The sequence below is a fragment of the Nonomuraea sp. NPDC004702 genome (assembly GCF_053601695.1).
In genome coordinates this window covers 38,494-57,011 of sequence record NZ_JBSGCE010000058.1, presented here as the reverse complement: position 1 = coordinate 57,011, position 18,518 = coordinate 38,494, and the positions used below count along the sequence as shown (strand labels likewise).

The following is an 18,518-nucleotide window of genomic DNA, read 5'->3' as shown; positions in this document are numbered from 1 at the left end:
GCCGGGCGTGAAAGCCCGGCCCACGACCATGTCACCCGCAGGCTGTCGGTCGGTTTGTCAGAGGGCGATGCCGAGCAGGGCGTCGGTCAGGTCCTTGACCAGGCCGGGCTGCTGCGGGCCGCCCTCGGCCAGCGCCCGCTCGGCCCAGGCGTCGATCGCGGCCAGCGCGCCCGGCGAGTCGAGATCGTCGGCCATCCGCTCGCGGACCGCGGCCAGCAGCTCCTCCGCGCGCGGCGCGCCCGGCAGGGCGACGGCCGAGCGCCACAGCGCGAGCCGGCGCTCGGCGGCGGCGAGCTGGCCGGGCGTGTACTCCCAGTCCTCCCGGTAGTGGTGGGCCAGCAGGACGAGCCGCACGGCCATCGGGTCGTGCCGCTGCCGCAGCCGGCTGACGAACACCAGGTTGCCCTTGGACTTCGACATCTTCTCGCCGTCGAGCGCCACCATGCCCGCGTGCGTGTAGAACTTGGCGAACGGCCACTCCCCCGTCGCCGCGTGCCCTTCGGAGGCGCCGCACTCGTGGTGCGGGAAGATCAGGTCGGAGCCGCCGCCCGCCACGTCGTAGCCGGGGCCCAGGTTGCGCAGCGCGATCGCGGTGCACTCGATGTGCCAGCCGGGACGCCCCCGGCCCAGGCTCGTCTCCCAGGCCGGTTCGCCGGGCCGCTCGGCCCGCCACAGCAGCCAGTCGAGCGGGTGCCGCTTGCCCGGCCGGTCGGGGTCTCCGCCGCGCTCGGCGGACAGGGCCAGCATCTCGGCCTCGTCGTAGCCGGACACCTGGCCGAACTTGGGGGCGTCGGCCACCTTGAAGTAGACGTCGCCGTCGAGGTCGTAGGTGCAGCCCTTGGCGGCGAGCTCGGTGATCAGGTCGGCGACGTGGCCCACGACCTCGGTGACGCCGACGTACTCGCGCGGCGGCAGGATGCGCAGGGCCTCCATGTCGGTGCGGAACAGCTCGATCTCGCGCTCGGCCAGTTCCTGCCAGTCGATGCCGGTCTGGGCGGCCCGCTCCAGCAGCGGGTCGTCCACGTCGGTGGCGTTCTGGGTGTAGTGGACCTCGTGCCCGGCGTCCCGCCACATCCGGCCCACCAGGTCGAAGGCGTGGTAGGTGTTGGCGTGGCCGAGGTGGGTGGCGTCGTAGGGGGTGATGCCGCAGACGTACATCCGGGCGGTGGGGCCGGGATCGGTCTGCCGCACCTGCCTCGTCGTCGTGTCGTAGAGACGCAGCGGAATGCTCTCACCTGGGAGCTTGGGGATGTTCTGGGCAGACCACGATCTCATGCCTTTGAGCCTATCCGTGCCGTAAGGTCCGTGAACTCGTAGGCGGTGTCGTCCTGGCCCAGGGTGACCCGCATCACCGACAGCGAGGCGTAGACGCGGCCGTCGGGCAGGGTGTTGCGCACCAGGAGGGCGTCCGGCCGGTCGGAGTGCGCGCCGGTGATCAGCTCCGCCCAGTCGGGCGCGCTCGCGAAGCGCGGCAGGTGGGCCCGTACGCGGCCGGCGTCCGGGTCGAGGCCGGTGTTGACGACCATGCTGGTGCCGTCGGGCAGGGCGGAGGCGGTGAGGCGGTCGCCGTCCCAGCTGAACAGCCGCACGCCGGACAGGTCGGCGAGCACGAGGTGGAAGGGGTCGTAGCGGGTCAGGTCGACGTCCGGGACGTCGCCCGTGGACACCGCGATCAGGGCCAGGTCGCCGCGGGAGACCCTGGTGGTCTCGGGGGCCATCGTGCCGTGGCCGTTGAGGAGGGCGGCGGCGCGGCAGGCGGACGGGGAGACGGCCATCCAGGTGCCGCCGCCCTTGAGGTCACGGCCGCCGATCACCCCGGGATGCTCGGGCCAGTGCTCCCCGGGCGCCTCCCAGGGGCGGTCGGTGAGCTCGTCCCGCACGCCCATGAGGGTCAGCGGCTCCCCGGTTCTCACGATCAGCGTGCACATGCGGCAAAGGGTATAAAACCCCCGCCAGTCCTCAGATGGGGGGCCAGGGAACGGCCGGCCACCCTTCCGACGGGTACGGATGCACCCCGGTGTCCAGCAGCCGCCTGACCCGCCGCCAGGTGGCCTCCACCTCGGCCAGCGTGAGCAGCTCGCGCAGCCGCCGCCCCAGCGAGCCCGACTCCAGGTCGCGCTCCAGCTTGGCCAGCACCGCCACCGCCTCGCGCGCCAGCGGCTTGCCCCGCCACTGCCACAGCACGGTACGCAGTTTGTCCTCGACCGAGAAGCAGACGCCGTGGTCGACGCCGTAGACGTGCCCGGTCGGCAGCGGCAGCAGGTGACCGCCCTTGCGGTCGGCGTTGTTGACCACCGCGTCGAACACCGCCATCCGGCGCACCACCGGGTTGCGGCTCTTGACCAGCCGCATCAGGTCGATCTCGCGCTCGGTGTCGATCCACAGCTGACACATGCCGGGCCCGAACGGGCCCTCGCGGTAGACGGTCGGCGGCACGATGCGCCAGCCGGTCGCCTGGGAGACCTCGTAGGCGGCCACCTCGCGGGCGGCGAGGGTGCCGTCGGGGAAGTCCCACAGGGGGCGCTCGCCGCGGACGGGCTTGTAGACGCAGGCGGCGCTGCGGCCGCCCAGCTTGATCGAGCAGTAGAGGGTCATGTTGGTGGCCTCGACCAGGCGGCCGGCCACCTCCAGGCGCCCGTCGCGCAGCAGCGTGAGCGCCTCCTCCTCCTGCATGATCGGCCCTTGTGGCGGCTTGACGGCCGGTTCGCTCTCAGGAGCGGTCATGAAGCCGCCTCACCCCCGCGGTAGCCGTTGAGTCGGACGCAGACATGGCCTTCGGCGTCGAGCGGCTGCCCGCACAGGGGGCAGGGAGGCCGGCCCGCCGCCACGATCTGGAGCGCCCTGCGGGTGAAGGCACGGGCTGCCCCGGCGCTGATCCGCACCCGCAGCACGGCGGGGTCGGGGCCGTCGAGGTCCTCCTCGTCGATGACCTCCTGCGCCTCGATCACCACCTGGGACTTGTCGTCGTCCCAGGCGAGCGCCATGGTGCCGACCCGGAAGTCCTCCGCGACCGGCACGTCGAGGGGGGCGTCGTCGGCCAGGTCGGCCGGAGCCAGCGCGGGCACGTGCGCGGTGCCCCCGCTGAGCCGCAGAACCTCGTCGAGCAGCTCGTCGAGCCTGCCCGCGAGCGCAGCCACCTGCAGCTTCTCCAGCGCCACGGTGGTCAGTCTGCCCTCGGCCCTGGCCTGCAGAAAAAAGACCCGCGCGCCCGGCTGCCCCAGGGCGCCGGCGACGAACCTCTCCGGTGGGTCGTAGTCGAAGACCGGCATAGCCTGACCTTACGTGGTCCCGGGTCCACCGCCGACGGCGGCATCGCTCCCGGTGATGTTTTCTCCCCCGTCTTTCTCCTCCGAATCCTCAGGCAACCGCAATTCCCCCATATCGTTAATCCTGAGAACAAAGGGACGCAAGGGGGCATAGCGAATCACGGTGAGGGCCGCAGGATCGGCTGTTATCCGCTGAAAATGATCGAGGTGCAGCCCCAGAGCGTCCGCCACGATCGCCTTGATGACGTCTCCGTGGGTGCACGCCAGGTAGACACCCTTCAACCCGAGGCGTCGATTCCACTCCCGGACCGCGGCGACCGCCCGATGTTGCATATCGGCCAGCGACTCCCCTTCCGGAAATGTCACCGCACTCGGATGCGCCTGTACGGTCTGCCAGAGCGGCTCCCGCGCGAGCTCCTTGAGCGGGCGGCCCGTCCAGGCGCCGTAGCCGCACTCGATCAGCCGCTCGTCGAGGACCACGTCCGCCCCGCGGCCCTTGGCGACGGCCTCGGCGGTCTCGCGGCAGCGTTCGAGCGGGCTGGAGACGACGGCGTCGAGCCGGACCCCGGCGATGCGGCCGGCCAGCGCCTCGGCCTGCGCCCGCCCGGCCTCGCTCAGGTGCACCCCCGGGGTGCGCCCGGCCAGCACCGGCCCGGTGAGGTCGGTCAGCCCGTGGCGGGCCAGCAGAAGGGTGGTCACACCAGCAAGTGTCGCAGGCGCGGATCACCATGTTTCACGCACCTGCGAGAAAACTTCGCATCCACCCGCCGCCACGCTCCTCACCAGGCAGGACATTGGAGCGGCGGACTGGCGGGCGAGCCCGTTCTTGGTAACCTGGCGGGATCATGGAGCAGCGCTATGTCGGCCGCAGCGGCCTGTCGGTGTCCCGGCTGGGGCTCGGCACGATGACCTGGGGCCGTGACACCGACCCGGAGGAGGCCGCCGCCCAGCTCCGTTCGTTCGTCGACGCGGGCGGCACCCTCGTCGACACCGCCGACGTCTACACCGGGGGCGACTCCGAGCGGCTGCTCGGCCGCATGCTGCGCGACTCCGTGCCGCGCTCGGAGCTGGTGATCTCCACCAAGGCCGTGGTCACCCCGACCGGCCGCCGGCCGCGCGACGCCTCCAGGCGCCACCTGATCGCCGCCGTCGACGAGTCGCTCAACCGGCTCGGCCTCGACTACGTCGACCTGTGGCAGCTCCACACCTACGACGCCGAGGTGCCGCTGGAGGAGACCCTGGCCGCCCTCGACGCGATCGTCTCCTCCGGCCGGGCCGTCTACGCCGGCGTGTGCGACTACGCGGGCTGGCAGCTCGCCGCCGCCGCGGTCACCCAGAAGTCGGTCCCCGGCCGCATCCCGATCACCTCGGCCCAGGTCGAGTACTCGCTGCTGGCCCGCGAGCCCGAGCGCGAGCTGCTGCCCGCCGCCGCCCACCTCGACGTCGGCGTGCTGGCCTGGTCGCCGCTGGGCCGGGGCGTGCTGACCGGCAAGTACCGCACCGGCATCCCGGCCGACTCCCGCGCCGCGACGCCGCACTTCGCCGACTTCGTCCGCCCCTATCTCGACGAGCGCGGCCGCAGCGTGGTCGAGTCGGTCACCACCGCCGCCGACGGGCTCGGCGTCTCGCCGCTGGCGGTGGCCTTGTCGTGGGTGCGCGACCAGCCCGGGGTGGCCTCGGCGATCGTCGGCGCCCGCACCCACACGCAGCTCAAAGGGATTCTGTCGGCCGAGGACGTCGTGCTCCCGATCGAGATCCGGGAGGCGCTCGATGACGTGTCCTCGCTCGACTGACGACGAACGAGAGTCCAACTCGCGTATCACTAGTCGATACCGAATCGCAACTTTACCGGGAAAAAGCCTGCGTCTGACGGGCCTTGTCCATAAGGATTTCCTCCTGAAGCGACACAGGAGGGGACGGATGGGGAGCAGGACCGCGATCTCGGCCGGGGTGCTCGCGGTGGCGCTGGCGGCGATCCCGGCGGGGGCGCCGGCCGCTTCCGCCGCCGCCGTCCAGGGCTGCCCGGGCGAGGGTGGGCTGCTCTCGGGCGTCACCGACACGCTGTGCGACGTCGTCGGCGCGCTCACGGGCACGGTCGACGACGTGACCGGCGGCAAGGCCGACCCGGTGACCAAGGGCGTCGACAAGGCCACCGACGAGGTGCTCGGCACCGTCGGCGACGCCGTGCCGACCGGCAGGCCCGCCAAACCGTCCCACTCGGACCGCCCCTCCCCCAGCCCCAGCCACAGCGACCTGGTGCCCGAGACGCTGAAGGACGTGTGCCTGCCGGTGCTGGCCTGCGACGACCAGGGCGTGCTCCCGTCGCTGACGGCCTACCCCACCCCGACGGCCTCGCCCGGAACCGAGACCGGGCCCGAGACCGAGACCGGGCGCCGCCGGAGCGACCGGCCGCGCGAGCGCGAGACCGACGAGGCCACCGCGCCGCTGCCGACGCAGCCGCCCACGCCGCCGCAGCACCAGCCGTACACGCTGGACGACGAGCGGCCGGTCACCGCCGAGGAGCCGACCGCCGATCCCGACGACTCGCGGGTGGAGCTGCTGTGGCCCAACCCGTTCGGGCGCGAGCTGGCCGTGCCGCTGCGCGACCAGCGGGTGGTGCGGCCCAGCCCGCCGGCTCAGGACGTGCTGGGCACCGTGCTGACGATCGTGCTGCTGGGGTCGGCCGTGCTGGCCACCCGGATCGTGCAGCAGCGGCGGCACCGGGCCGAGCCGAGCGAGTCGATCCCGTTCGAGCCGGCCCCGGCGGGCAGCAGCGGCAGGCACCGCCTGGCGTGAGGCGCTCAGCCGCCGATCGCGTGCGCGCCGCCGTCGACGTGCACGATCTCGCCGGTGGTGGCGGGGAACCAGTCGGACATGAGCGCCACGCAGGCCTTGGCGGCCGGGACGGTGTCGGTGAGGTCCCAGCCCAGCGGCGAGCGCTCGGGCCAGCTCTCCTCGAACTCCTTGAAGCCCGGGATCGACTTGGCGGCCATCGTGCGCAGCGGCCCGGCCGAGACCAGGTTGACCCGGATGTTGTGCTTGCCCAGGTCGCGGGCGAGGTAGCGGCTGCACGACTCGAGGCCGGCCTTGGCCACGCCCATCCAGTCGTAGACCGGCCAGGCCTTGGAGGCGTCGAAGTCGAGGCCGACGACCGCGCCGCCCTCCTTCATCAGCGGCAGGCAGGCCACGGCCAGCGACTTGAACGAGTACGTGGAGACCTGCAGGGCGGTGGCGACGTCCTCCCACGGCGTGTTGAGGAAGTTGCCGCCGAGGGCGCTCTGCGGCGCGAAGCCGATGGAGTGCACGACGCCGTCGAGCCCGTCGACGTGCTCGCCCACGCGGGCGGCCAGCGTGTCGAGCTGGTCGGTGTCCTGGACGTCGAGCTCCAGCACCGGCGGGGTCTGGGGCAGCCGCTTGGCGATGCGCTCGACCAGGCTCAGCCGGCCGAACCCGGTGAGCACGACCGTGGCGCCCTCCTCCTGGGCCAGCTTGGCCACCGAGAAGGCGATGGAGGCGTCGGTGAGCACGCCGGTCACGAGGATCCGCTTGCCTTCGAGAATTCCCACGTCAGTGCCCCATTCCGAGTCCGCCGTCGACCGGGATCACGGCCCCGGTGATGTACGAGGCGTCGTCGCCGGCCAGGAAGCGGACGACGCGCGCGATCTCCGCGGGGGCGGCCTGCCGCCCGAGCGGGATGTTCTTGACGATGGCCTCCTGGTCGAGACCGGACGTCATGTCGGTGGCCACGAAGCCGGGCGCCACCACGTTGACGGTGATGTTGCGCGAGCCGTACTCGCGGGCCAGGGAGCGGGCGAAGCCGACCAGGCCGGCCTTGGAGGCGGCGTAGTTGGCCTGGCCCGCCTGGCCGGACAGGCCGACCACGGAGGAGATGAGGATGATGCGGCCGCGCTTGATCTTCATCATGGGCCTGATGGCGCGCTTGGCCACGCGGTAGGCCCCGGTCAGGTTGGCGTCGATGACGTCGGTGAAGGTCTCCTCCTTCATCATCGCCAGCAGGGTGTCCTTGGTGATGCCCGCGTTGGAGACGAGGACCTCGACCGGCCCCTGCTCGGCCTCGACCTTGTCGAAGGCGGCCTCGACCTCGGCCGTGCTGGTGACGTCGCAGCGGACGCCGAACAGACCCTCCGGCGGCTCCCCCGATCGGTAGGTGACCGCGACGGCGTCGCCGGCCGCGGCGAGTTCACGGGCGATCGCGAGGCCGATGCCGCGATTGCCTCCGGTGACGAGTACAGAGCGTGCCATGGCATCTGACGCTATCTCTTACTTGCGGGTATCCGCTTGTCCGGGTGGCACAAGATCACAGGGTTAGGATCGTGGACATGCGCCAGATCGATCCCGATTTCCTGGAACTGCCGCTGCGGCAGCTCGCGGACGCGGCCCTGCAACGCGCCCGCGACCTCGGCGCCGAGCACGCCGACTTCCGGCTCGAACGCGTCAGGGCCGAGACGCTGCGCCTGTACGACGCCCGCCTCGAAGGCGCGCTCGACGCCGACGACCTCGGCTACGCGGTCCGTGTCGTCAAGGGTGGCACATGGGGGTTCGCGGCCGGCATCCACCTGACCCCGCAGGCCGCCGCGGCGGTGGCCGAGCAGGCGGTGCGGGTGGCCGAGGTGAGCGCGCCGGTCAACCGGGAGCCCATCGAGCTGGCGCCCGAGCCGGTGCACGCCGACGCGGTGTGGGTCTCCGACTACGACGTCGACCCGTTCGAGGTGCCCTCCGCCGACAAGGTGGGGCTGCTGGCCGACTGGTCGGCCGGGCTGCTCAAGGGCGCCGACCACGTCTCGGCGCGGCTGCTGCAGGTCAAGGAGCAGAAGTTCTACGCCGACACCGCGGGCACGGTGACCACGCAGCAGCGCGTGCGGGTGCATCCGTCGCTCAACGCGATGAAGGCGCACGAGGGCGGCTTCGACGACATGTCCACGATCGCGCCGCCGGTCGGCCGCGGCTACGAGTACCTGACCGGCACGGGCTGGGACTGGCCGGCCGAGCTGGGCCGGCTGCCCGAGCTGCTGGCCGAGAAGCTGGCCGCGCCCTCGGTCGAGGCGGGCGACTACGACCTGGTGATCGACCCGTCCAACCTGTGGCTGACGATCCACGAGTCGATCGGCCACGCCACCGAGCTCGACCGCGCGCTGGGCTACGAGGCCGCCTACGCCGGCACCAGCTTCGCCACCTTCGACCAGCTCGGCGAGCTGGTCTACGGCTCGCCGCTGATGAACGTCACCGGCGACCGCACGGTCACCCACGGCCTGGCCACGGTCGGCTACGACGACGAGGGCGTGCGGGGGCAGAGCTTCGACATCGTCAAGGACGGCGTGCTGGTGGGCTACCAGCTCGACCGGCGGATGGCGCTGATGAAGGGGTTCGGGCGCTCCAACGGGTGCGCGTTCGCCGACTCCCCCGGCCACATGCCGATCCAGCGCATGGCGAACGTGTCGCTGGCCGCCGCGCCCGGCGGGCCCTCCACCGAGGAGCTGATCGCGGGGGTGGAGCGCGGCCTGTACATCGTGGGCGACAAGAGCTGGTCGATCGACATGCAGCGCTACAACTTCCAGTTCACCGGGCAGCGGGCGTACCGGATCTCGCACGGGAAGCTGGCCGGGCAGGTCAGAGACTTCGCCTACCAGGCCACCACGACCGATTTCTGGCAGTCGATGGACGGCGTCGGCGGGCCGGGCACGTACGTGCTGGGCGGCGCCTTCAACTGCGGCAAGGGCCAGCCGGGGCAGGTCGCGCCGGTCAGCCACGGATGCCCGTCGGCGCTGTTCAGGGGCGTGCGCGTGCTCAACACGGTGCAGGAGGGCGGCAAGTGACTACTCCGCAGGAGATGGTGGAGAGGGCTCTGGAGCTCTCCGCGAACGACGGCTGCGTGGTGCTGGTGGACGAGGGCTCCACGGCCAACCTGCGTTTCGCGGGCAACACGCTGACCACCAACGGCGTGGCCCGCTCGTCCCGGCTGACCGTGATCTCGGTGGCCGGGCAGGGCGTGGGCGTGGTCTCGCGCTCGGCCGTGCGCGCCGACCAGCTCCCCGACGTGGTCGCGGCGGCCGACCGGGCGGCCCGCGAGGCCCGGCCGGCCGAGGACGCCCGCCCGCTGGTCGAGGGCGGCCCGGCCGCCCCCGGCTGGGACGACGAGGTGCGGCCGACCGACATCGGGGTGTTCGAGCGGTTCGCGCCCGCGCTCGGCGAGGCGTTCTCGGCCGCCGAGTCCGGCGACAGGAAGCTCTACGGCTTCGCCGAGCACTCCCTCACCTCGACCTTCCTCGGCACCTCCACCGGCGTGCGGCTGCGGCACGACCAGCCGACCGGCCGCCTGGAGCTCAACGCCAAGTCCGGCGACCTGAAGCGGTCGGCCTGGACCGGCGTGTTCACCGAGGACTTCGCCGACGTCGACGTGGCCGCGCTCGACGCCTCGCTGGCCCAGCGCCTGGAGTGGGCCAAGAACCGGGTCGACCTGCCCGCGGGCCGCTACGAGACGCTGCTGCCGCCGAGCGCGGTGGCCGACCTGATGATCTACCTGTACTGGTCCTCGGGCGCCAGGGACGCGCTCGACGGCCGCTCGGTGTTCTCCGGGCCGGGCGGCGGCACGCGGGTGGGCGAGCAGCTCGCCACGCTGCCGATCACGCTGTCCAGCGATCCCCGGGCCGCGGGCATCTCGTGCGCGCCGTTCGTCACCGCGCACGCCTCCAGCCGCGACGGCTCGGTGTTCGACAACGGCCTGCCGCTGGGCCCCACCGACTGGATCAGGGACGGCCGGCTGGAGTCGCTGCTCCAGACGCGCTACTCGGCCGAGCTGAGCGGGCTGCCGGTGACGCCCGGCATCGACAACCTGGTCATGTCCGGCCCGGCGGAGGGCGCCCGGTCGCTGGAGGAGATGATCGCCTCCACGCGGCGCGGGCTGCTCGTCACCTGCCTGTGGTACATCCGCGCGGTCGATCCCCAGACGCTGCTGGTCACGGGCCTCACCCGCGACGGCGTCTACCTGGTGGAGCACGGCGAGGTCGTCGGCGAGGTGAACAACTTCCGGTTCAACGAGAGCCCGGTCGACCTGCTCGGGCGCGTCACGGAGGTGGGGGCGGCCGAGCGCACGCTGCCCCGCGAGTGGAACGACTACTTCCAGCGCACGGTGATGCCGCCGCTGCGGGTGCCGGACTTCAACATGTCGACGGTCAGCCAGGCGAGCTGACCCCGCCGTACGTCGGGGCCGTACGTCACGGCCGTGAGCGCCCGCCGTCCCGCGATCGAGCGGGGCGGCGGGCGTCGTCGTGCCGGCCGCCGTCCGGGCCTTCAGCGGGCCGCAGGGCGGGCCGGGGCCGGGACGGGCGTCGGTGTGCCGGGGCGCCGGCCCCGGGCCGTGCGGGGACGGTCAGGAGTCCTCCAGGCGGAAGCCCACCTTCATGCCCACCTGGTAGTGCGCGATCTCGCCTCCGTCGAGGTGGCCGCGGATCTCGGTGACCTCGAACCAGTCCAGGTGGCGCAGGGTCTGCGAGGCCCGCTGGAGGCCGTTGCGGATGGCCTGGTCAAGGCTCTCCCCCGACGTGCCGACTATCTCAGTGACCCGATACGTTCGATCCGTCATCTCCCCATCCTCCTTACTCGAAGGCCATGATCGCATGACCCTCCTCAGCGCCCGGCCGCGCCGTCGCGCCCTGCCCGTACGAGGTCTACCGTGGAAGGTATGAAGGGGTGGCGCAAGAAGCCGGACGTCCATCAGGTCACCGACGCCAGACCCTCGCTCACGGCGGACATCCGCAAGCGTGAGGTCGCCTACCTGATCAAGATGGGCATCCGGACGATCTGCCTGATCCTGGCGGTCGTGGTGCCGGTGCCGTGGCCCTACCGGCTGCTGTTCATCGCCGGGGCAGTGTTTTTGCCATACATTGCCGTAATCGGGGCCAATGAGCGCAGCGAGGGCGCGCCGCCGCCCCACTTTCAGTCCCCCGAGGCTAACCAAACCGAGATACCGCTGCATCGACGCGAGATCGGGTCGTGACTAAGTCTTGACGCATCCCATGGGTTGTAGGTGTACGCTTTAGGCAAGCGCTCCGGTCCCCCGTCGGAGTGCTGGTGCCGGCGTTCCGGGCCCCCGTCGGAACGCCGATGAAGCGACGCCGGGTGGTTTGCCCCCGTAACCACCCGGCGTCGCCCTTTTCCTGGCCAGCCCTTTGCATTGGACGATCAGTCCCCGTGCCGGCCGGAGTCCGATAGGACCGCTTTCCCGAAATCGTTTACACCGGCCTCCTCCTCGCAATTCCCAGGAAATCTGGAGGAAGCGGTCAGCTTGACTTCAAGAGTTCGTTCGAGTGTCAGCCATCAGTCAGGGTCTCGGTGGTCGCCTGCTCCCAGTTCTTCGCCAATGTGACCAGTCTGGCCACGGCGTCCTCAGGGGCGCTGCCCGCGCCCTGGGCCAGCCCGAGCAGGTAGGCGGTGAGCGGCGCGGCGGGCCTGGCCACCCCGTGGGCGACCTCCTTGGTCAGGTCGAGGACCAGGTCGCGGTCCACCCGGGCGGGGTCGACGCCCAGCTCCTTGCACACCAGCGCCGTCCACTCGGCGAGTACGTTCATGCGAGCCTCCTTCAGGTCGTCCATCGTGTCGCAGTCGAACCACGGCCGGCCCGGCGAGGCCAGCCGCGTTCCGGTCAGGGGGCCGAGCAGGCCCTTGAGGGAACGCCCGGGGTAGGCGGCGAGCGCCGCCCGCAGCTGCGGCACCGGCCAGGCGCCGACGAGCCACTGCTCGCGGCCGTCGTCGTCGACCATGACCGCCCCCGCTCCGGGACGGGCCGCCGCCAGCAGCTCCCGCACGTGCGCGGCCGTCAGGAACGGCAGGTCACCGGCGAGCAGCACCAGCCACGGCGCCTCGACCTCGCGCAACCCGGCGGCCAGCGCGGGGACGGGCCCGCCGCCCGGCGGGTCCTCCCGCGTGAACACGACCCCGGGCAGCTCCCGGCGCGGCCCGACGACGACCGTGCGGCGCGCGCCGGACGCCGCCGCGACCACCCGCTCGACCAGCGGACGGCCGCCGACGGCCAGGCCGGGCTTGTCGGCGCCGCCCAGGCGGCGGGCCGCTCCCCCGGCCAGGACGACCGCGTCGAAGAGCATCGTCAGCCGCCGATGGCCGACATCGGCCTGGACGGCTGGAGGAAGGACGGGTCGTCGATGCCGTGCCCGGCGCGCTTGCGGGCGACCGCGGCGACCCAGCGGGCGGCCAGGTCGTCGTCGGAGGCGCCCGCGCGCATGGCGGTCTTGAGGTCGGACTCCTCGGTGGCGAACAGGCAGTTGCGCACCTGGCCGTCGGCGGTGAGCCGGACCCGGTCGCAGGCGCCGCAGAACGGGCGCGTCACCGAGCCGATCACGCCGACCCGGGCCGGGCCGCCGCCGACCAGGAACCGCTCGGCCGGGGCGCTGCCGCGCTGCTCCAGGTCGTCGGGGGTCAGGTCGAAGGCGGCCGAGAGGCGTTCGAGGATCTCGTCGGCGGTGATCATGCCTTCGCGGGTCCAGCCGTGCTGGGCGTCGAGCGGCATCTGCTCGATGAAGCGCAGCTCGTAGCCGCGCTCCAGGCAGAAGCGCAGCAGCGGCACGGCCTCGTGGTCGTTGACGCCGCGCATGAGCACCGCGTTGACCTTGACCGGGCGCAGACCCGCCGCGTCGGCGGCGGCCAGCCCCGCGATGACGTCGGCGTGCCGGTCGCGGTGGGCGAGCTGCTTGAACGTGGCCGGGTCGAGCGTGTCGAGTGAGACGTTGACCCGGTCGAGGCCGGCCCGCGCCAGCGGCTCGGCCAGCCGGGCCAGGCCGATGCCGTTGGTGGTCAGCAGCACCTGGGGACGCGGGTCGAGGGCGGTGGTGCGGGCGACGATGTCGACCAGCTCGCGCCGCAGCAGCGGCTCGCCGCCGGTGTAGCGCACCTCGGTGACGCCCAGCCGCTCGACGCCTATGCGCACCAGCCGGACGATCTCGTCGGCCGTCAGCAACTGGGCCTTGGGCAGCCAGTCGAGCCCTTCGGGCGGCATGCAGTACGTGCAGCGCAGATTGCACTTGTCCGTGAGGGACACCCGCAGATCCGTCGCCACCCGTCCGAACGAGTCTCGCAACATGGGGCGTCACCTCCTGTCCGTTTCGCCAGAGAGCCAGACTACGACGGGTGTCGCGCGGCGCTCAAAACCGCCTGCCTGTCCCTGGCAGGCAACGCGCCGCGCCGGTGATCGATTCCGTGGGGCCGCCGGGACGGGATCGTCAGGGGTGGGCGGCGTGCCAGGACTCTCGGGCGTCGATGAGCTCCGACAGGTGCTGCCTGGACCACTCGCAGCCGGCCGCCATGGGCGCGAGCAGGCTGCGGCCGAGGGGGGTCAGCTCGTACTCGACGCGGGGCGGGATCTCTGCGTAGGCCGTGCGGGTGAGCAGGCCGTCGCGTTCCATGGCGCGCAGGGACTCGGTGAGGACCTTCGGGGTGATGCCGCGCAGCGGGACCTGCAGCTCGGTGAAGCGCCTCGGGCCCTGCTCCAGACAGCGGATGATCTTGGCGGTCCACTTGTCGCCGACGCGGACGGGGGCGACGTGGACACAGGCGGCGAACATGTCGGGGTCAAGGGGTTCGGCCATGACGTCCATGCTAGGCGGCGGGAGCTCACTATCGTTGCGGGAAGTGACCATCGGGCGTCTACCGTCTGCCGGGCGCGGCCGGGTGTGCCGGCCGCTGGACGGAGTGTCGACGATGAGCAGGATCGTGATTTTCGGCGGCGGCGGACGGGCCGGCGCGCGGGTGGTCGGGCAGGCCGTGGAGCGGGGGCACGAGGTGACGGCCGTGGTGCGCGACCCGGCCCGGTACGCGGGGCCGTCCGGTGACGGCGTGCGCGTGGTCGCCGGTGACGTGACCGACCGGGAGAGCGTGGCGGCGGTCGCGGCGGGGCACGACGTGGCGGTGCAGGCGAGCGTCCGGCTGGACGTGCCGTCCGCGGAGTTCTACACGGCGGCGGCGCGGGCGCTGACCGGCGGGCTGGCGGCGGCGGGCGTGCCCCGGCTGGTGGCGCTGGGCATCGGCACTTTGCTGGAGGTCGCGCCGGGGACGCGGCTGGTGGACACCCCAGGCTTCCCCGAGGACGCCCGGACGTTCTCCCTCGGGCACGCCGCCGAGCTGGAGGTCCTCCGCGAGGAGGGCGGGGCGCTGGACTGGGTGGTGATCGCGCCGCCGCCGGTGGTGCTCGACGACCGGGCGGAGCGCAGCGGGCGGCACCGGTTCGGCGGGGAGCAGGTCATGGCCGCCGAGGAGGGCGGGCCGGTGTTCTCCTACGCCGATCTGGCGGCGGCGGTGGTGGCCGAGATCGAGGACCCGCGGCACCACCGGGTGCAGGTCGCCGTGGGCTACTGACGGCGACGACCGGCCCGGCAACGGGGCCGGACATGCCGGAAGCCCGGCCGTGAGGCCGGGCTTCCGCCGGTGTCGCTAGTGGCGGTGGCCGCCGCCGTAGACCTTCACCCAGTCCTTGCCCTCGGAGGGGGCCAGGTACCTGGAGCCCTCGAAGACGGCGCGCCAGGTGCCCGAGGTGTAGGCCCGCTCGCTGGTGCTGAAGGAGCCGTCCCGGTTCGTGCGCACGGACTCGACGTAGTCCCACTTGTCGCTGCCGTCGGCCTGGAAGAGGATCACGACCCGCTTCCACGCCAGACGGTGCCAGCGCTCGCTGTCCTTGCAGTAGTCGGCGTGGTGCACCGCGACGAACCCGCTGATGTAGTCCTCGTCGCAGGACACCGACAGCTTGCCCTGGATGTCGAGGGCCCTGCCGCGCCGCGCCGGCTCGGGGTTGACGTCGAGCTGGAGGCTCGTGCTCCCGCCCGCGAAGTCGGGATCGGGGTCCGTGTCCGCCAGGGCGGGCGCGGCGGCGGCGGTGGCCACCATCGTGGCGCCCAGAGCGGCCGCGGCCAGTCCGGCGGCTAGACGTCGCATCATCAAAAACAAATCCTTCCCCGTCTCGGACGCGCCCCAGGGACGGGACACGTCAACGCCTAATGACGCGTAAGGGTAAAGAAAAGTTGCGATACGACAGATCACGATTGGATAACGACAAATACCCCGGCGGATTTTTGTGCGTGCTTTATTACGTTAACTGGTGATTTGTCGGGGTTTAGTGGTGTATGGCGCGTAGTGGGGGTTTCCTGGGAAGTGCACGCGCCACAGGCCGCCTCTCCTGGGCGGCACCGTCTGCACGAAGGCCCCGGCCGCGTCGGTCGTCGTCTCGGCCACGTCCTCCCAGGCCGGCGAGCCCTCCCCGCGCCACTGGAGCCGCAGCCGCTGCTTGGCGTACGGCCCGAAGTCGGTGAAGCCGCGCGGGTCGATCCTGGTCAGCGAGCCGCGCAGGCGCACGCCTCCGGCGGACTTCGGCGACCTCTCCACCCGGACGGACGACAACCTGGTCGCCCTCCTGAGCTCGAAGGAGGCGTATTCGGTGACCGTGGCGCCGTCGGCGTCCCTGGCGGTGGCGCTGATCGTCCAGGTGCCGGTCGGGTAGAAGCGGTTCAGCTTCTTGTCGGGCAGGAAACGCCAGGTCTGCCAGTCGGCCGCCATCCGGGCCGGCGGGGTCGCCCCCTGCCGCCACACCAGCCGGGGCGGCAGCGTGCCGGTGGACGGGGCCTTCTGCAGGTCGACCCTCGGCTCGGCGGCGCCTGGCTCGGCGGCACCTGGCTCGGCGACGACCGTCAGGGGCAGCGGCATCAGGGCCCGCAGCCCCTCGACCGGGCCGCCGGAAGCCGGATGCGCGTACGCGCTCCCCGGCGCGGCGCCGGCCGGGCCGACCGGCGACGCCGAAGACCCGGAGGGCCCCGCGGACTCGGCGGATCCGGCGGACCCGGTGGACTCGGCGGGCCCAGCGGACTCGGCGGGCCCAGCGGACTCGGCGGGCGCCGACGACGTCCCGGGCGTCCAGGACGAGGAGGACGACGGCGGCCCGGAAAGGGCCGGAGGCTGGAGGCCGGGTTCGGCGGCGGGCGGGAGGTCGGAGGCGGGCGGGAGGTCGGAGGCGGGCGGGAGGTCGGCGGCGTCCTCGACCGGGGGCTTGGCCGACAGCAGCGGGCCGGGCGGGGCGCCGGGCTCCACCTTGACGGTGACGCCGTTCTTGCCGCGCGCGCCCCGCGCGATCACGTCGATCACCAGGCTCACCGAGTCGTGGGCACCCACGACCGGGTTCGCGGGCCGTACGGTGATGGCGCGGATGGCGAGCTCGGTCGCGGCGGGATACGCAGGCACGGGCGCCGTGAGCGACCCCGCCGCGAGCGAGACGAGAAGGAGGCTTCTGGTCATGAGCGAGACGCTAGGAACCGCCCGGTCATGACCAGGACCGCGACACGCACCCCTTATGGCAAAGCCGACGGGGGCCGCAGATCAGCGCGCCTCGCCGTAGAGGGACTCGATGACGTCGGCGTACTTGGCGTGGATGACGCGCCGCTTCAGCTTCAGGCTCGGGGTGAGCTCCTCGGTCTCGGCGGTCCACTCGGTGCCGAGCAGCGCCCACCGTTTGACCTGCTGCACCCTGGCCAGCCTGGCGTTGGCGGCCTCGACGGCGGCCGCGACCTCCTTGAGGACGTCGGGGTGCTCGGCCAGCTCGGCCAGGGAGGTGAAGCCGATGCCGCGGGCCCGCGCCCAGCCCGGCGCGGTCTCGCCGTCGAGGGTCAGGACGGCCACCGGGTGCGGGCGGTTGTCGCCGTAGGCGAGGGCCTGGCCGATGAGCAGGTGCTCCTTGAGGTGGTTCTCGATCTCGGCGGGCGAGACGTTCTCGCCGCCGGCGGTGATGATGAGCTCCTTCTTGCGGTCGACGACGCGGTAGAAGCCGTCGGCGTCGACCGTGCCGATGTCGCCGGTGTGCAGCCAGCCGTCGGCGTCGAGCAGCTCGGCGGTGGCCTCGGGGCGGTTGAGGTAGCCGCCGGTGTTGAGCGGGCTGCGGGTGAGGATCTCGCCGTCCTCGGCGATGCGCACCTCGACGCCGGGCTCGGCCCTGCCGACGGTGCCCAGGCGGTAGCAGGAGGGGCTGTTGCCGGTGAAGGCGCCGGTGGTCTCGGTCATGCCGTAGACGTCGATGACCTTGAGGCCGAGGCCGGCGTAGAAGTGCTGGACCTCGGCGGGCAGGGGGGCGGCGCCGGTCGCGGTCCACTCGGCGCGGTCGAAGCCGATCATGCCGCGGACGACCGACAGCAGGGCCGCGTCGGCCTTGTCGTAGGCGGCCTGGATCTCGGGGGTGATCGTGCCGCCGTACTGGCCGGCCTCGACGTAGGCGGCGCCGGCCGCCATGGCCTCGCGTACGGCGGCCTGCTGCTCGGGCGGCTGCGTGGCGAGCACGGCCAGCAACCGGGCCATCATCTTCTCCCACACGCGCGGCACGCCGAAGAACATCATCGGCCTGACCTGGCCGAGCGTGGCGCCGAGGTTGGCCAGGTCGGTGCAGAAGTGCACGTGCGACATCTTGACCAGCGGGAGGTAGAGGCTGAGGATGCGCTCGGCGATGTGGGCGTAGGTGAGGTAGGAGATCTGGGTGCCGTGCGTCGGCAGCGAGGTGATGCGGTCGGTGGCGGCGGCCTCGTAGAAGACGTTGGTGTGGGTGAGCGGCACGCCCTTGGGCATGCCGGTGGTGCCCGAGGTGTAGAGCACGGTGACGACGTCGCCGGCGGCCACCTCCCGGGCGCGGGCCTCGACGGCGGCCTCGTCCTCGGCCAGGCGGGCGCGGCCCAGGTCGAGGAAGTCGGCCCAGGACAGGAAGCGCTCGTCGTCGGGGGCGCCGTCGAGCATGATGATCCGGCGCAGGCCGTCGAGCCGGTCGAGCACCGGCTGCCAGCGGGCCAGCTCGGCGGGGCCGCCCAGCACGGCGAAGCGGGCGCCCACGTCGCCGGCCACGAACGCGATCTGGTCGGGCGCGAAGGTGGAGTAGACCGTGCAGCCCACGCCGCCGGCGTGCACGGCGCCGAGGTCGGCCAGCACGTGCTCGCTGCGGTTGACCATCATGATCGCGACTGATTCGCCGCGCCGCAGGCCGAGGGCGGCGAAGGCGGCCGCGATCTCCAGGATGCGCCGCCGCGCCTGCCCGTAGGTCAACGTCGTCCAGCCGCCGGAGCCTTCGGGGTCGGAGTACGCGGGTGCGTCGGGGTGCCGGGCGGCCACCTGCCTGAGCTGTTCGCAGACCGTGCGACCGGCGATCTCCCGCTCGATGTCGGCCCGTACGTCGAGGACTTCGGCCATGGCACCCGCCTCCAGTCAGTA

Annotated in this window: 20 protein-coding genes; 6 read left to right on the top strand and 14 right to left on the bottom strand. The window is 72.4% G+C overall.

Going from position 1 to position 18,518, the window contains the following annotated elements; genetic code table 11:
* Nucleotides 1-57: 57 nt before the first annotated feature.
* The 5 genes from mshC to ACWEJ6_RS42625 are packed head-to-tail and all read right to left on the bottom strand — an operon-like array spanning nucleotide 58 to nucleotide 3,965.
* The gene (gene mshC, locus ACWEJ6_RS42645; RefSeq protein WP_387680181.1) at nucleotides 58-1,275 is read right to left on the bottom strand and encodes a cysteine--1-D-myo-inosityl 2-amino-2-deoxy-alpha-D-glucopyranoside ligase; all 1,218 of its coding nucleotides are present in this window, start codon (nucleotides 1,273-1,275) and stop codon (nucleotides 58-60) included.
* A complete protein-coding gene (locus tag ACWEJ6_RS42640) occupies nucleotides 1,272-1,928 on the bottom strand; it encodes an NRDE family protein (RefSeq protein WP_397158768.1) in 657 nt (218 codons plus the stop codon). Before ACWEJ6_RS42640 ends, mshC begins: the two co-directional genes overlap by 4 nt.
* A 31-nt stretch (nucleotides 1,929-1,959) precedes the next feature.
* Complete coding sequence (locus ACWEJ6_RS42635) at nucleotides 1,960-2,724, bottom strand: SCO1664 family protein (RefSeq protein WP_352327876.1); 765 nt, start codon at nucleotides 2,722-2,724, stop codon at nucleotides 1,960-1,962.
* Complete coding sequence (locus ACWEJ6_RS42630; RefSeq protein WP_352363409.1) at nucleotides 2,721-3,269, bottom strand: DUF3090 domain-containing protein; 549 nt, start codon at nucleotides 3,267-3,269, stop codon at nucleotides 2,721-2,723. The genes ACWEJ6_RS42635 and ACWEJ6_RS42630 overlap by 4 nt, the downstream gene beginning before the upstream one ends.
* A 9-nt stretch (nucleotides 3,270-3,278) precedes the next feature.
* The gene (locus ACWEJ6_RS42625; protein ID WP_397218058.1) at nucleotides 3,279-3,965 is read right to left on the bottom strand and encodes an MSMEG_4193 family putative phosphomutase; all 687 of its coding nucleotides are present in this window, start codon (nucleotides 3,963-3,965) and stop codon (nucleotides 3,279-3,281) included.
* Nucleotides 3,966-4,111: 146 nt separating this feature from the next.
* Here ACWEJ6_RS42625 and ACWEJ6_RS42620 point away from each other — a divergent pair, with 146 nt between their 5' ends.
* Entirely contained in the window at nucleotides 4,112-5,059 is a 948-nt protein-coding gene (locus ACWEJ6_RS42620; protein WP_352363413.1) for an aldo/keto reductase, read from the top strand.
* Between the two features lie 127 nt (nucleotides 5,060-5,186).
* Nucleotides 5,187-6,062, top strand: coding sequence for a hypothetical protein (locus tag ACWEJ6_RS42615; protein WP_452431240.1), 876 nt, complete (start codon nucleotides 5,187-5,189; stop codon nucleotides 6,060-6,062).
* Between the two features lie 5 nt (nucleotides 6,063-6,067).
* Here ACWEJ6_RS42615 and fabI read toward each other — a convergent pair whose 3' ends face one another.
* Both fabI and ACWEJ6_RS42605 read right to left on the bottom strand, forming a co-directional pair.
* On the bottom strand, nucleotides 6,068-6,832 hold the full coding sequence (gene fabI, locus ACWEJ6_RS42610) for an enoyl-ACP reductase FabI (RefSeq protein WP_352327881.1): 765 nt from the start codon (nucleotides 6,830-6,832) through the stop codon (nucleotides 6,068-6,070).
* A 1-nt stretch (nucleotide 6,833) separates the two neighbouring features.
* Complete coding sequence (locus ACWEJ6_RS42605; RefSeq protein ID WP_358008091.1) at nucleotides 6,834-7,529, bottom strand: beta-ketoacyl-ACP reductase; 696 nt, start codon at nucleotides 7,527-7,529, stop codon at nucleotides 6,834-6,836.
* A 77-nt stretch (nucleotides 7,530-7,606) separates the two neighbouring features.
* Here ACWEJ6_RS42605 and ACWEJ6_RS42600 point away from each other — a divergent pair, with 77 nt between their 5' ends.
* A complete protein-coding gene (locus tag ACWEJ6_RS42600) occupies nucleotides 7,607-9,100 on the top strand; it encodes a TldD/PmbA family protein (protein ID WP_352327883.1) in 1,494 nt (497 codons plus the stop codon).
* A gap of 14 nt (nucleotides 9,101-9,114) precedes the next feature.
* Nucleotides 9,115-10,473, top strand: a complete 1,359-nt coding sequence (locus ACWEJ6_RS42595) for a metallopeptidase TldD-related protein (RefSeq protein ID WP_452431241.1) — start codon at nucleotides 9,115-9,117, stop codon at nucleotides 10,471-10,473.
* A gap of 180 nt (nucleotides 10,474-10,653) precedes the next feature.
* Here ACWEJ6_RS42595 and ACWEJ6_RS42590 read toward each other — a convergent pair whose 3' ends face one another.
* Nucleotides 10,654-10,866, bottom strand: a complete 213-nt coding sequence (locus ACWEJ6_RS42590; protein WP_125642491.1) for a dodecin — start codon at nucleotides 10,864-10,866, stop codon at nucleotides 10,654-10,656.
* A 99-nt stretch (nucleotides 10,867-10,965) separates the two neighbouring features.
* Between ACWEJ6_RS42590 and ACWEJ6_RS42585 the strand changes: the two genes are divergently transcribed.
* Nucleotides 10,966-11,280: a DUF3099 domain-containing protein gene (locus ACWEJ6_RS42585; RefSeq protein ID WP_357977208.1), complete on the top strand. Its 315-nt coding sequence runs from the start codon at nucleotides 10,966-10,968 to the stop codon at nucleotides 11,278-11,280.
* Nucleotides 11,281-11,593: 313 nt separating this feature from the next.
* On the opposite strand, the gene ACWEJ6_RS42580 is transcribed toward ACWEJ6_RS42585, so the two are convergent.
* From ACWEJ6_RS42580 to ACWEJ6_RS42570, 3 genes are all read right to left on the bottom strand, one after another.
* Entirely contained in the window at nucleotides 11,594-12,385 is a 792-nt protein-coding gene (locus tag ACWEJ6_RS42580; RefSeq protein WP_449919068.1) for an NTP transferase domain-containing protein, read from the bottom strand.
* Nucleotides 12,386-12,387: 2 nt separating this feature from the next.
* On the bottom strand, nucleotides 12,388-13,377 hold the full coding sequence (gene moaA, locus ACWEJ6_RS42575) for a GTP 3',8-cyclase MoaA (protein ID WP_358302285.1): 990 nt from the start codon (nucleotides 13,375-13,377) through the stop codon (nucleotides 12,388-12,390).
* Nucleotides 13,378-13,516: 139 nt separating this feature from the next.
* Complete coding sequence (locus tag ACWEJ6_RS42570; RefSeq protein ID WP_452431239.1) at nucleotides 13,517-13,882, bottom strand: winged helix-turn-helix transcriptional regulator; 366 nt, start codon at nucleotides 13,880-13,882, stop codon at nucleotides 13,517-13,519.
* A gap of 112 nt (nucleotides 13,883-13,994) precedes the next feature.
* Here ACWEJ6_RS42570 and ACWEJ6_RS42565 point away from each other — a divergent pair, with 112 nt between their 5' ends.
* Entirely contained in the window at nucleotides 13,995-14,648 is a 654-nt protein-coding gene (locus tag ACWEJ6_RS42565; RefSeq protein WP_452431238.1) for an NAD(P)-dependent oxidoreductase, read from the top strand.
* A gap of 75 nt (nucleotides 14,649-14,723) precedes the next feature.
* Here the strand turns inward: ACWEJ6_RS42565 and ACWEJ6_RS42560 are convergent, their stop codons facing one another.
* The 3 genes from ACWEJ6_RS42560 to ACWEJ6_RS42550 all read right to left on the bottom strand — a co-directional run bounded on the left by ACWEJ6_RS42560 (nucleotide 14,724) and on the right by ACWEJ6_RS42550 (nucleotide 18,497).
* A complete protein-coding gene (locus ACWEJ6_RS42560) occupies nucleotides 14,724-15,224 on the bottom strand; it encodes a hypothetical protein (protein WP_387680155.1) in 501 nt (166 codons plus the stop codon).
* Between the two features lie 153 nt (nucleotides 15,225-15,377).
* The gene (locus tag ACWEJ6_RS42555) at nucleotides 15,378-16,571 is read right to left on the bottom strand and encodes a hypothetical protein (RefSeq protein ID WP_452431237.1); all 1,194 of its coding nucleotides are present in this window, start codon (nucleotides 16,569-16,571) and stop codon (nucleotides 15,378-15,380) included.
* Nucleotides 16,572-16,652: 81 nt separating this feature from the next.
* Nucleotides 16,653-18,497 (bottom strand): AMP-dependent synthetase/ligase, encoded by a 1,845-nt coding sequence (locus ACWEJ6_RS42550; protein ID WP_452431236.1) that lies wholly within the window; start codon nucleotides 18,495-18,497, stop codon nucleotides 16,653-16,655.
* Between the last annotated feature and the right edge of the window lie 21 nt (nucleotides 18,498-18,518).